The organism is Streptomyces sp. NPDC004752 (assembly GCF_053601275.1).
Window position 1 is genome coordinate 1 of sequence record NZ_JBSGBN010000023.1, and the last position, 13,163, is coordinate 13,163.

Annotated in this window: 10 protein-coding genes; 4 read left to right on the plus strand and 6 right to left on the minus strand. The window is 72.1% G+C overall.

What is annotated here, in order from left to right; genetic code table 11:
* The first annotated feature begins 87 nt into the window (after window positions 1-87).
* Window positions 88-870: a 6-phosphogluconolactonase gene (pgl, locus tag ACWEKM_RS12330; protein ID WP_451621114.1), complete on the plus strand. Its 783-nt coding sequence runs from the start codon at window positions 88-90 to the stop codon at window positions 868-870.
* Between the two features lie 37 nt (window positions 871-907).
* On the opposite strand, the gene ACWEKM_RS12335 is transcribed toward pgl, so the two are convergent.
* From ACWEKM_RS12335 to ACWEKM_RS12355, 5 genes are all read right to left on the minus strand, one after another.
* Window positions 908-1,747 (minus strand): carbohydrate ABC transporter permease, encoded by an 840-nt coding sequence (locus ACWEKM_RS12335; RefSeq protein ID WP_451621115.1) that lies wholly within the window; start codon window positions 1,745-1,747, stop codon window positions 908-910.
* A complete protein-coding gene (locus ACWEKM_RS12340) occupies window positions 1,744-3,102 on the minus strand; it encodes an ABC transporter permease subunit (protein WP_451621116.1) in 1,359 nt (452 codons plus the stop codon). Before ACWEKM_RS12340 ends, ACWEKM_RS12335 begins: the two co-directional genes overlap by 4 nt.
* A 6-nt stretch (window positions 3,103-3,108) precedes the next feature.
* Window positions 3,109-4,437, minus strand: coding sequence for an ABC transporter substrate-binding protein (locus ACWEKM_RS12345; RefSeq protein ID WP_451621117.1), 1,329 nt, complete (start codon window positions 4,435-4,437; stop codon window positions 3,109-3,111).
* A gap of 75 nt (window positions 4,438-4,512) precedes the next feature.
* Window positions 4,513-6,150, minus strand: a complete 1,638-nt coding sequence (locus tag ACWEKM_RS12350; protein ID WP_451621118.1) for a glycoside hydrolase family 13 protein — start codon at window positions 6,148-6,150, stop codon at window positions 4,513-4,515.
* Between the two features lie 168 nt (window positions 6,151-6,318).
* Window positions 6,319-7,587, minus strand: coding sequence for an ABC transporter substrate-binding protein (locus ACWEKM_RS12355; protein ID WP_451621119.1), 1,269 nt, complete (start codon window positions 7,585-7,587; stop codon window positions 6,319-6,321).
* Window positions 7,588-7,705: 118 nt separating this feature from the next.
* Between ACWEKM_RS12355 and ACWEKM_RS12360 the strand changes: the two genes are divergently transcribed.
* From ACWEKM_RS12360 to ACWEKM_RS12370, 3 genes are all read left to right on the plus strand, one after another.
* Entirely contained in the window at window positions 7,706-8,221 is a 516-nt protein-coding gene (locus ACWEKM_RS12360; RefSeq protein WP_451621120.1) for a PadR family transcriptional regulator, read from the plus strand.
* Window positions 8,179-8,970, plus strand: a complete 792-nt coding sequence (locus tag ACWEKM_RS12365; protein WP_451621184.1) for an ABC transporter ATP-binding protein — start codon at window positions 8,179-8,181, stop codon at window positions 8,968-8,970. Before ACWEKM_RS12360 ends, ACWEKM_RS12365 begins: the two co-directional genes overlap by 43 nt.
* A gap of 148 nt (window positions 8,971-9,118) precedes the next feature.
* Window positions 9,119-11,401, plus strand: a complete 2,283-nt coding sequence (locus ACWEKM_RS12370; RefSeq protein WP_451621121.1) for an FtsX-like permease family protein — start codon at window positions 9,119-9,121, stop codon at window positions 11,399-11,401.
* 85 nt (window positions 11,402-11,486) lie between these two features.
* Here ACWEKM_RS12370 and pgi read toward each other — a convergent pair whose 3' ends face one another.
* A complete protein-coding gene (gene pgi, locus ACWEKM_RS12375; protein WP_451621122.1) occupies window positions 11,487-13,142 on the minus strand; it encodes a glucose-6-phosphate isomerase in 1,656 nt (551 codons plus the stop codon).
* Window positions 13,143-13,163: the final 21 nt, after the last annotated feature.

Consider the following 13,163-nt stretch of genomic DNA (forward strand, 5'->3'; position numbering starts at 1 on the left):
GGACGCCCCGACGGCCGAGGCCGCGCCCGCGTCCGCGTCTGCGCCCGCGTCCGCGAAGAAGGCCGCGGCGAAGAAGACGGCGGCGAAGTGAGCACCCCGCAGCTGGTCGTGCACCGCGACAAGGAGCTGATGGCCCAGGCCGCCGCGGCCCGCCTGATCACCAAGGTCGTGGACGCGCAGGCGTCCCGCGGCTCCGCGTCCGTGGTGCTGACCGGCGGGCGCAACGGCAACGGTCTGCTGGCCGCGCTGGCGGCGGCGCCCGCCCGGGACGCCGTCGACTGGGCCCGGCTCGACGTGTGGTGGGGCGACGAGCGCTTCCTGCCCGAGGGCGATCCGGAACGCAATGTCACCCAGGCCCGCGAGGCACTGCTGGACGCCGTACCGCTGGACCCGAAGCGCGTGCACCCCATGCCCGCGTCGGACGGCCCGTACGGCGGCGACGTGGACGCGGCGGCGGACGCGTACGCGGCGAAGCTGGCCCGGGCCGCGGGCCCCGAGAACCATGGGGCCGTGCCCACCTTCGACGTGCTGATGCTCGGCGTGGGCCCGGACACCCATGTGGCCTCGCTCTTCCCGGAGCTGCCGGGGGTGCGGGAGACCGAGCGCACGGTGGTCGGCGTGCACGGCGCGCCCAAGCCGCCGCCGACCCGGGTCTCCCTGACCCTCCCGGCGATCCGGGCGGCCCGCGAGGTGTGGCTGCTCGCGGCCGGTGAGGACAAGGCGCGGGCCGCGCAGATCGCGCTGTCCGGCGCGGGCGAGATCCAGGCCCCGGCAGCGGGCGCGTACGGCAGACAGCGCACCCTGTGGCTGCTGGACGCGGCGGCGGCCTCCCGGCTGCCGCGCTCGCTGTATCCGCCGGCGTCGGCGTGACACGACGGGCGGCGGGGCCGGTGCCCCGCCGCCCCGGTCATTTCACCGACCCCGCCATCACGCCCTGCACAAAGTGCCGCTGGAAGGCGAAGAACACCACCACCGGCACGATCAGGGACAGGAAGGCGCCCGGCGCGAGCACATCGATGTTGCTGCCGAACTGCCGTATCTGCGACTGGAGTTCCACGGTCAGCGGCTGTGCTGAGGTGTCCGCGAACAGCAGGGCGACCAGCATGTCGTTCCACACCCACAGGAACTGGAAGATGGCGAGGCTGGCGATGGCCGGCCGGCCGACAGGCAGCACGAGCCGGATGAAGATCCGCCATTCGCTGCCGCCGTCCATCCGCGCCGCCTCCAGGATCTCCTTCGGCATCTCGGCGAAGTAGTTGCGCAGCAGGAACACCGCGAACGGCAGCCCGTACGCGACATGGAACAGCACCACGCCGGGGATCGTGCCGAACAGCCCGAGCTGGCCGAAGAGTTTGGCCACCGGCAGCAGACCGATCTGCACCGGCACCACCAGCAGGGCCACCACCAGCAGGAACAGCGGTTCGCGGGCCGGGAAGTCCAGCCAGGCGAAGGCGTATCCGGCCAGTGCGGCGACGACGACCACGAGCACGGTCGTCGGCACCGAGATCAGCACGGTGTTCCAGAACGCCTGGGTGATCCCGGCGTTCTTCAGCAGCGCCGAGTAGTTGTCGAAGGACAGCTGCCCGGGGCTGGCCAGCGCCGTCCACCAGCCGCCCTTGGCCGAGTCCTCGGCCGATCTCAACGAGGACAGGAACAGCCCCGCGAGCGGAGTCAGCCAGATCAGGCCGATCACCACCAGGAACGCCTGGACCAGCCCGTTGCCCAGGCCGCGCCTGACCGCGTTCATCGCTGACTCCTTCGGAAACGGCGGACGTTGAGGACCATCGCGGGGATCACCAGGAGCAGGAGCAGCACCCCGAGGGCGCTGCCGAGGCCCTGATTGTTGCCGCCGCCGAAGGACACCAGCCACATCTGCGTCGCGAGCACGGTCGCGTCCTCCTGCACCGGCCCCGGCGCGATGATGTAGACGAGGTCGAAGACCTTCATCACGTTGATGACGAGGGTCACGAAGACGACGGTGAGCACAGGCGCCAGCAGCGGCACGGTGATCCGCCGGAAGATCTGCCACTCGCTCGCGCCGTCCATCCGCGCGGCCTCCAGCGCGTCCCGCGGCAGGGTGGCCAGGCCCGCGCCGATCAGCACCATCGCGAACCCGGTCCAGATCCACAGATACGCGCCGATGATCGCCGGGGTGACCAGCGCCGGACCCAGCCAGGAGACGCCCCGGTAGGGGGGTGCGAAGTTGTCCGCGGGCAGCTTCACCGTATAGGTGCCGGCGGCGAGCCCGGTCAGGCGGAAGGAGCCGTCGGACGCGGTCGTGGTGCTCGCCACGGTCCGTCCGTCGCGCACCGCCTCGACCTTCATCTCGGGCAGTCCGCTCTCCCCCTGGTCGACCTTGCCCCGGGTGCCTCCCCCGCCGGGTGTGAAGTCCAGATAGACGACGCCGCGCAGTTCGTCGGGGGCCGCGCCGCGGCCGGCCGACGGGTCGGCGGGCGCGGCGCCCTGGGGCAGGTCCTTGGGCAGCACGCCGACGATCGGAAGCGTCACGGAGTCGCCCGGTGCGGCGCTCACCCGGTACGAGCCGTCGCTGTCCCGGGTCAGCCCGTTCCCCTCGCGGGCCCGCGCCGTCGGATACGACGAGGATCCCTTGACGGCGTCGTGGACGGAGACCACGGCCGCGTTCAGTACGCCCTTGTCCGGGTCCTCGTCATAGGCGAGCCGGAAGATGATCCCGGCGGCCAGGAAGGACACCGCCATCGGCATGAACAGCAGCAGTTTGAACGCGGTGGCCCAGCGGACCTTCTCCACCAGCACGGCGAGGATCAGGCCGAGCCCGGTGAGCAGTATCGGGGCGACGACGACCCAGACGGCCGTGTTCCGGATGGCCTTGAGGGTGGCCGGGTCGCGGAACATCTCGGTGTAGTTGTCGCCGCCGACGAAGCGGGTGCCGGAGGCGTCGAAGAAGCTGCGGCCGACAGAGAACAGCACCGGGTAGACGACGAGGGCGCCGAGCAGGAGCAGGGCGGGGAGGACGAAGAGCAGGGCGATGATCCGGCCCCGCCGCCGGGTGCGGCGCTTCCGCGTCGCACCGGCGGCGGGCGGGCCCGCCTCCTTCGGTGTGGTCATGGTGGTTGCGTTCATGGCAGGTCAGTCCTGGTATGCCTTGGCCGCCGCGTCCTCCAGCCGAGCCGCGGTCGCCTTGGGGTCGGACGGGTCGCGCAGGAAGTCCTGGAGGAGCTTCCACTCGCCGGTACCCTTGGTGCCGCCGAAGGCCGCGGGTGCCTGGTCGGACATGTCGAAGCGGACCGAGTCGCCGGCGCCGACCAGGGACTTGGCGGTGGCGCGGGTGACCTCGTCGCCGTAGGCGGCCAGGTCCAGCTTCTTGTTCGGGGACAGGAAGCCGCCGGCCTTGGCCCATACGGCCGCCGCCTCGGGGGTGGCCAGGTACTCCAGGAGCTTCATGCCGGCCTTGGCGTTCTTGCCGTCCTTGAGGACGACGGCCGCGTCGCCGCCGCTGACGACGGGCGCGGTGCCGCCGTCGACCGCCGGGAACGGGAAGAAGTCGGCGTCCTTGCCGACGGTCCGCCCGAACTGGTCGTGGGCGACACCGGCGACGAAGTCGCCCTCATAGACCATCCCGGCCTCGGGCTTGGGTCCGAACACCTTCTCCACCGAGCCGGGGAAATCGGTGTTGAGGGCCTCCTTCTGGCCGCCGGCGACCAGCTGCTTGTCCTTGAAGAGCTTGCCGAGGGTGGTGAGCGCCTCGACCACGCTCGGGTCGGTCCACTTCAGCTTGTGCGTGGCGAGGGCGTCGTACTTCTCGGGGCCGGCCTCGGAGAGGTAGACGTTCTCGAACCAGTCGGTGAGCGTCCAGCCGTCCTGTCCGGCGACCGCGAAGGCGGCCAGACCGGAGTCGGAGACCGTGCGGCCCGCCTTCAGCATCTCGTCGTACGTGGTGGGCGGCTTGACGCCGGCCTGGGCGAGGGCGTCGGGGCTGTACCAGACCGTCGACTTGTGGGCGGCCTTGAAGTAGAGGCCGTAGAGGGTGTCGTCGACGCTGCCGTAGGTGCGCCACACGCGGGCGTAGCCGGCGTCGATGCTCTGCTGGGCGGTCTTGGACAGCGGTTCGAGCCAGCCCTCCTTCGCGAACTGCTGGAGCACGCCGACCTGCGGGACCATCACCACGTCGGGCGCGTTGCCGCCCTCGATCTTGCTGCCGACGACGGTGGAGACGTTGTCGCCGGTGGACATGAACTGCGTCTTGGCGCCGGTCTTCTCGGTGAAGGCGTCCAGCACCTTCTGGAAGTTCTTCTGCTCGGTGCCGGACCAGACCCCGGCCACGGTGACCGTCTGGCCGCTGAGCGCCTTGTCGCCGCCGCCGGCCGAGACGGGCTCGTCGCCGCCGCAGGCGGTCGCGCCGAGCGCCAGGGCGAGGGCGGTGCAGGAGGTGAGCAGCGTCGTACGTCGTCGCATCATCGTTGATGTCCCTTCAAAATGGCTTTGGGTGGGGGAACTGACGGGGTGACAGGGAACGGATCTCGGGCGGCCGGGTCAGAGGTCGCTCATCCACCAGGCCGCGGTGGAGCCGGGCAGCACCCCTACCGGGCAGGGGCCGCTGGACAGCAGGGGGGTGCCGGCGACGGGCGCGGGCGTGGGGGCGGTGGTGAAGTTGACGGCGCAGACCAGGCCGTCGCCGCGGACGAAGGCCAGCACGCCCGGCGGGCACTGCAGCCAGTCGAGCGTGCCCTCGCCCAACTGGGGCAACGCGGACCGCAGTTGCAGGCCGTCGCGGTAGAGGTGCCAGAAGGAGCGGGTGTCGGTGACAGCCCGGTCGGTGGCGTACTCGGCGAAGTACTCGGGCTGTGGCAGCCACGGTTTGGCGCCCTCGGCGCCGGAGGTGAAGCCGAACGGGGAGGCGTGCCCGGACCAGGGCAGCGGCACCCGGCAGCCGTCCCGGATCCGGGCGCGACTTCCGGTGCGCCGGAAGATGGGGTCGGTGAGCACGTCGTCGGGCAGGTCGACGACCTCGGGCAGGCCGAGTTCCTCGCCTTGGTAGATGTAGGCGGCGCCGGGCAGCGCCAGCATGAGCAGCGCCGCGGCGCGGGCGCGGGCGGGGCCGAGCCCGCTGCCCCCGGTGGCCGGTTCGCCGTAGCGGGTGACGGTGCGGACCTGGTCGTGGTTGTTGAGGACCCAGGTGACCGTGGAGCCGGTACCGGCGATGTCCTGCATGGCCTCGGAGATGACCTTGCGGAAGGCGTCGGCGTCCCAGGGGGCGCTGAGCAGGTCGAAGAAGAACGCCTGCTGGAGTTCGTCGGGGCGGACGTAGCGGGCGTGTTCGCGGGCGGTGGGGACGGAGACCTCGCCGACGAGCAGCCGTTCGCGGCCGTCGCATGTCGTGTACTCCTCGCACACCGTGCGCCAGCGCCGCCACACGTCGTGCACCTCGGGCTGGTTCCAGGCGAGCGGGTTGACCGAGTCGCGGGTGCGGGCGTCGGCCTCGGGGTCCGGTGAGTCGGGCAGGTCCGGGTGCTTGTAGAGGCCGGCGGCGACGTCGATGCGGAAGCCGTCGACGCCCCGGTCGAGCCAGAACCGCAGGGTGCGTTCGAACTCGGCGGCGACCTCGGGGGTGCGCCAGTTCCAGTCGGGCTGCTCGGGGGTGAACATATGCAGGTACCACTGGCCCGGGCGGCCGTCGGGCTCGGTGACCCGGGACCAGGCGGGGCCGCCGAACATGGCGTGCCAGTTGTTGGGTGGCTCGGCGCCGCCCGGGCCACGGCCGTCGGCGAAGTGGAAGCGGGCGCGGGCCGCGTCGCCGGGCGCCGCGGCGAGGGCGGCGCGGAACCAGGGGTGCTCGCTGGAGCAGTGGTTGGGGACGATGTCCAGGAGCACCTTGATGCCGAGGCGCCGGGCGGCGGCCATCAGCAGGTCGAACTCGGCGAGGTCGCCGAAGAGCGGGTCGACGTCGCAGTAGTCGGCCACGTCGTAGCCATGGTCGTGCTGGGGGGACGGATAGAAGGGGCTCAGCCATATTCCGTCGACGCCGAGCTTCTTCAGGTACGGCAGCCCGGCCCTGACCCCGGCCAGATCGCCGATGCCGTCGCCGGTGCTGTCCAGGAAGCTGCGGACGTACACCTGGTAGATCACTGCGTCGCGCCACCAGCGGTGCGCGTCGATGTGCTGGGAACTCACCCCGTCGACCTGTCTGTGCGTGCTAACGGTTATGCATGCATGTTAGGTATTCGTTTCATGAGGGTGTCAATGAAGTGGACGGAAACTACTGCGGAGTTGGGGGTTCAAATCCGGACTTGTCAACCCAGCGAGGGCACAGATGAGATGCGCGCGTTACCTAACAGGTAACTATCGACGAGAGATGGCCGCCAGCTCCCGTGCCAGCCGTCGCACCGCGCTCTCGGGCGTCTCCTGCCCGGTCAGCGCGTCGTGCACGACTGCCTGCACCACCAGGCTGACCTGGTCGTAGCGCGGGCTCTTGGGACGCGGGGCCGCCGAGAGCACGGCGGCCCGCAGGGTCGGCAGATAGGGGAACTGCCGGATGAGGTCCGGGTCTTCGTAGAGCGCGGCGCGCACCGGCGGCAGGGCGCCGCGGGTGAGGACCTGGCGCTGGACGGGCTCGCTGGTGAGGTAGGCGATCAGCCGGGCGGCCGAATCGGCGTGCCTGGCATGCGTGTTGACGGCCAGATTCGAGCCGCCGAGGACGCTGGTGCCCGGCCCATCGGGACCCGGCAGCGGTACGGCGCCGATCTTCCCGGCGACCGCGGAGCCCTCGGCCGACGCACCGACGTACGCGTACGGCCAGTTGCGCAGGAAGAGCAGCCGGCCGTCCTGGAACGCCTGCTTGGACTCCTCCTCCTTGTACGTCAGCGCCTGCTCGGGGATCCAGCCCTCGCGCACCCCACGGACCAGGAAGCCGATGCCCTCGCGGGCCGCCGCCGAGTCCACGGTGACCCGGGTGCCCTCGTCGCCGAGGATCGTGCCGCCCGCCGAGTAGACGGCCTCGGCCGCGTTGACGGTGAGTCCCTCGTAGGGCAGTAACTGGCCCGCGTAGCCGTCGAGTCCGTACTTCGGCGCGACGGTCCGCGCGAGGTGCGCCAGCTCGTCCCAGGTGCGCGGCGGGGCAACGTGCTCCTTCGCCAGGATGTCCGCGCGGTACAGCAGCAGTCCGGCGTTGGTGACGTACGGCACCGCGTACAGCCGGCCGTTGTAGGTCGCCGTGTCGACGACCGGCGGCAGAAAGGCGTCCAGCGGGAACCGGTCGCGCGGCAGCGGGCGGATCCAGCCCGCCGCGGCGAACTCCGAGGTCCAGTTGACGTCGATGTTGAGCACGTCGAAGCGGCTTCGGTCACCGCCGCGCAGGTCGGTGGCCATCTGCGCGCGGGTCTCGTCGGCGGAGTCCGGAAGCTCCACGAGGGTGACCCGCTCGGCGGGATGCGTGCGATTCCAGCCCGCCAACAGGGGGCCGAGATAGCCGGTGAGGTCGCCCGCGGTGGCCAGGGTCAGCGGCCCGCGGCCCCCGCCGCCCTCGTCGACCCGGGCGCCGGAGGCCAGATAACCGGCCAGGACCACGGTGAGAGAGAGGAGGCCCCTACCGGCGGCGCGCATCCACCGCATAGGTTCCTCCTTGCACCCCCGGCGCCGGGCACCCCCGCCCGGTGCGGCCATGTATACCTGTTAGGTATGGGCGATACTAGGGCCTGGAGCACAGCACGAGAACAGGAGGACTGCACGAGTGCGCCTGCCCCTCCTGGCCCTCCTCGCGCGCGGCCCCGCCCACGGCTACGAGCTGAAACAGGGCCTTGAGCAACTGCTGGGCTCCGCGTACCCTCAGCCGAACGTCGGCCAGATCTATGTGACCCTCGGCCGCTTGGAGAAGCAGGGCCTGATCGAGGGCGAGGAGGTCGAGCAGAGCAGTCGGCCCAACAAGAAGATCTACCACCTCACCGACGCCGGGCGTGAGGCGCTGCGCGGCTGGTTCGCGGAGCCCGAGGACGAACCGCGGGTGCGGGACGAGTTCTTCATGAAGCTGGCCCTCGCCCCGCAGACCGGACTCGCCGACCAGCTCGCCCTCATCAACAAGCAGCGGCGCCAGTACCTCAACACCATGCGCAACCTGTCGAGACTGGCCGCCGCCGAGAACCGGGACAACCGCATCGCCCACCTGCTCATCGAGGGGGCGATGCTGCACCTGCAGGCCGACCTGGACTGGCTGGAGCGGTGCCAGGAGGAACTGGAGGAGCCGGAGTGACCAACCGCCCGAGCGCTCCGGCGTTGTGGGCCGAGGGTCTGGTCAAGACCCACCACGGCCGTGGCGCGCCGGCGCACGCCGTGCGCGGCGTCGATCTGTCCGTGGCCCGCGGCGAGTTCGTGGCGGTCACCGGCCCCTCCGGCGCCGGCAAGTCGACCCTGCTCCATCTGCTCGGCGGGCTGCAGCGGCCCGACGCCGGCAGCATCCGGCTGGACGGCGCGTGCACCGACTCCTACAGCGAGGCGCGCTGGGCGGTGGAGCGCAGAAAGCGCATCGGGATCGTCTTCCAGTTCTTCAACCTGGTCTCCAACCTGTCCGTCGCCGACAATGTCGAACTGCCCGCACTGCTCGCCGGCGTCCCGCCGAAGCGGGCCCGGGCCGAACGGCGGGAACTGCTGGACGAGTTGGGGCTGACCGGCAAGGAGTGCAGCATGCCGGGCGAGTTGTCCGGCGGCGAGCAGCAGCGGGTCGCCCTCGCCCGGGCGCTGGTCAACCACCCTCCCCTGCTGCTCGCCGACGAACCCGCGGGCAGCCTCGACAGCAGGGGCACCCGCGAGGTGATGCGGCTGCTGTCCCGCTTCCACGACCGCGGCCAGACCATCCTGCTGGTCACCCACGACGCCCGGCTGGCCAGCGCCGCGGACCGGGTGATCTGCTTCTTCGACGGCCGGATCGCCGACGACGCCGCGCTGGACGCCGCACCGCCGCGCCGGACCGGGACATCCGGCGTGCTGGAGCTGAGGGACTGAGCCGCGGTGGACGACGACCTTCACGGCCCCCGCCCGGGGGCGCGCCGCGGGACGGGGCGTACCGCCGTGCGCGGGACGGGACGTACCGCCATGCGCGGGACGGGACGTATCCCCGTGCGCGGGACGAGCGGGACGAGGGGCTGAGCCGGTGCGGGCCACGTTGCGCTGGGCGCACTCCGATCTGCGGACGCACCGCGGCGAGGCACTGTTCCTGGTGCTCGCCACCGTCGGCATCGTCGTCTCGCTGCTGCTGGCGACCGCCCTGTTCGGCTATGCGACCAACCCCTGGCAGCGGGTCTTCGCCCAGTCCCGCGGCGCGCACGTGTGGATCCACACGGCGCAGACCGCGGACACCGCGCGGCTCGCCCGGCTGGACGGCGTCCGGGCCCTCGCCGGCCCCTACGCCACCGAGAAGGTCACCGTCTCGTCCCGCGGCACCCGCGCCTCCGTCGAGCTGCGCAGCACACCGGAGCGACCGGCCGTGGGCCGCCCGCTGCTCGCCTCCGGCCACTGGCTGCGGCCCTCCGACCCCGACGGCGTCGTCCTGGAGAGCCGGCTCGCCCGGGCCCTGCTGGCCGAGCCCGGGGACGTCCTGACCCTGCCCGGCACGGCCCGGGCCCTGACGGTCGTGGGCGTCGCCGACAGCCCCGAGCCCCGCTACAGCCCAGGTGAGCAGCCCGGACTCGTCTGGGCGCCGCCCGCCGCCGTGCGCGACCCCCGCGGCCAGGTCGTCGGGCTGCGCCTCGCCGATCCCGACGACACCGACTACGCCGTGCAGCGGGCCGTCACGGCACTGGGCGCGGGCGCGGTCGGCGAGGTCTCCACCTGGCAGCAGGCGCGGGCCGAGGCACAGGGCGACAGTCGGCTCCTCGGCCAGGTACTGGGGCTGTTCGGCCTGAGCGCGCTGGTCGCGGCCGGGTTCGCGGTGCACGGCGCGATCGGCACCCGTATCCGTGGCCATCTGCGGGACATCTCGGTGCTGAAGGCGATCGGGTTCACCCCCGGCCAGGTGGTGCGGATCTTCCTGCTCCAACACATCGCCTACGCCGTCCTCGGCGCACTGGCCGCCGCGGCGCTCACCGAGGGTCTGGGCCACCGGATCCCCGGGCGGCTCGGCGACGCGGTGGGTGTGTGGCAGGGGCTGCCGGGGCACACCCTGACCCTGCTCGCCGTGCCCGTGGGCGCGGTGCTGCTCATCGGGCTGACCACGTCCCTCGCGGCCTGGCGGGCGGGGCGGGTGCCGCCGGTGCCGGTGCCGCGCCCGGCGGCCCCGGCCGACGGGCGGCTGGCACGGGCGGGCCGGCTCGCCCTCGGGCTCGGCCTGCCGCCCGCGCTGGTCCTCGGCTGCCACACGGCGTACACCGGCCGTCGCCGCTCGCTGGCCACCGTGGGACGGCTGGCGCTGCCGCTGCTGCTGATCGTGGTGGCCCTCAGCGCCTGGACCACGATCGACCGGGTCCACCGCGATCCGCAGCACGTGGGCCTCGCGGCCACCCTCACCGCCCGTACGGACGGCAGCCTGAGCGACCGGGAGGCGCGGGCCCTGCTGGAGTCCGACCCCGACGTCGCCGCCGCCTACCCCGGGGTCGAGGTCGCCGCCCTGGTCCCCGGCCAGACCGCCACGATCGCCCTGCGCGGCCTGGGCACCCGCCAGGACCCCTACCCGTACGCGCTCGCCGAGGGACGCCCGGCGACCGGCCCGGACGAGGCGGTGGCCGGCCAGGGGCTGCTCGACCTGCTGGAGGCGCACGTCGGCGACTGGGTGCGGATGACCGTGGGCGACCGGCCGCAGATCCTGCACATCGTGGGCCGCAGCATCGAACCGGAGAACGCCGGCCGGGTCGTCTCCACCTCGCTGGACACGCTCCGCGAGAACGACCCCCGGCTGGCCCCCGGTCTCTACCAGCTACGGCTGCACCCGGGTGCCCAGCCGCACCGGGTCGCCGCCGACCTGGCCCGGGCCGGGCGCGGGCACCTGGACGTGCACGCCGTGCCGAACCCGGCCGACGGGCTGTCCCCGCTGCGCGGGGTCGTCGTCGGCGTGGTCGCCGTCCTCGCCCTCATCGGGCTGATCGAACTGCTCACCGCGATCGGCGGGACCGTCCGCGAGAGCGAGCGGGACCTGCCCGCGCTCAAGGCGAGCGGCATGTCCCCACGGCAGATCACCGCGATCACGGTCACGGCGACCGGCTGTACGGCCCTGGCGGCGGTCCTCGTCGGCATGGCGCTGGGGGTGCCCCTGGCGCGCTGGCTGATCGACGCCCAGGGCAGCTCCAGCGGCATCGGCAGCGGAATCGCCCAGTCCCCCTCCCCCGGCCTGCTGCTGGTGCTGGGCGCGGGCGCGGTGCTGGGCGCCGCCGCGCTGGCGGCCCTGCCCGCGGCCCGCTCGGCGCAGCGGCGGCTGGCGGACACGCTGAGCGCGGTGGCCTGACCGCGCTCAACTCCGGCCGCCCGCCCGGAGGGCTCCCGGCTCCGGCCTTCCGCCCGGGGGCTCCCGCTCGGCGCCGGTGCCGCGCTCAGCTCCGGCCGCGCAGTTCCCGGTACGTGGCGACCAGGGCCCGCGTGGACTCGTCCAGGCCCTCGACCTCGGCGCCTTCGGTGAGGGCGGGTTCGACGCGCTTGGCGAGGACCTTGCCCAGCTCGACGCCCCACTGGTCGAAGGAGTCGATGTTCCAGACCGCGCCCTGGACGAACACCTTGTGCTCGTACAGGGCGATCAGCTGCCCGAGCACCGACGGGGTCAGCTCACGCGCAAGGATCGTGGTCGTCGGCCGGTCGCCGCGGAACGTCTTGTGCGCCACCAGTTCCTCCGGCACCCCCTCCGCACGCACCTCCTCGGCGGTCTTGCCGAAGGCCAGCGCCTGGGTCTGGGCGAAGAAGTTCGCCATCAGCAGGTCGTGCTGGGCCGCGAGTTCACCGCCCAGCTCGGCCACCGGCTCGGCGAAGCCGATGAAGTCAGCGGGGATCAGCCTCGTGCCCTGGTGGATGAGCTGGTAGTAGGCGTGCTGCCCGTTGGTGCCCGGCGTTCCCCATACGACCGGCCCGGTCTGCCACGCCACCCGGTTCCCGTCCCGGTCCACGGACTTGCCGTTGGACTCCATGTCCAGCTGCTGCAGATAGGCGGTGAACCTCGACAGATAGTGGCTGTAGGGCAGCACCGCATGCGACTGCGCGTCGAAGAAACCGCCGTACCAGACACCCAACAGCCCCAGCAGCAGCGGCACATTGGCCTCGGGAGGCGCCGTACGGAAGTGCTCGTCGACCAGGCGGAAACCGGCCAGCATCTCCCGGAAACGGTCCGGGCCGACGGCGATCATCAGGGACAGGCCGATCGCCGAGTCGAAGGAGTACCGGCCGCCGACCCAGTCCCAGAACTCGAACATGTTGTCCGGGTCGATACCGAACGCGGCGACCTTCTGCGCGTTCGTCGACAGCGCCACGAAGTGCCGCGCCACCGCCTTCACGTCACCGCCGAGGCCCGCCAGCAGCCAGTCGCGGGCCGAGGCCGCGTTGGTGATCGTCTCGATGGTGGTGAAGGTCTTCGAGGCGACGATGAACAGGGTTTCCGCGGGATCCAGGTCACGGGTGGCCTCGTGCAGGTCGGCGCCGTCCACGTTCGACACGAAACGGAACGTCATCTCCCGGTCCGTGTACGCCCGCAGCGCCTCGTACGCCATCGCCGGACCGAGGTCGGAGCCGCCGATGCCGATGTTCACCACGTTCCTGATGCGCCTGCCGGTCTGTCCCGTCCAGGCACCGGAGCGGACCCGCTCGGCGAAGCCGGCCATCTTGTCGAGCACCGCGTGCACGGCGGGGACCACGTTCTCCCCGTCGACCTCGATCACCGCGTCACGCGGGGCGCGCAGCGCCGTGTGCAGCACGGCGCGGTGCTCCGTGACATTGATCTTCTCGCCGCGGAACATCGCGTCCCGCAGCCCGAACACGTCGGTCGCGGCGGCCAGCTCACGCAGCAGCCGCAGCGTCTCGTCGGTGACGAGCTGCTTCGAGTAGTCGACGTACAGGTCGCCGACCTGAAGCGTGTAGCCGGTGCCGCGCCCCGGGTCGGCGGCGAACAGATCCCGCAGACGGGTGTCGGCGAGCTGCTCGCGGTGCTCCGCCAGCGCGGTCCACTCGGGCATCTGATCGAGCCGGATACGGCCGTCTGCGTTCATTTCGGACTTCAGCCTTCTTTC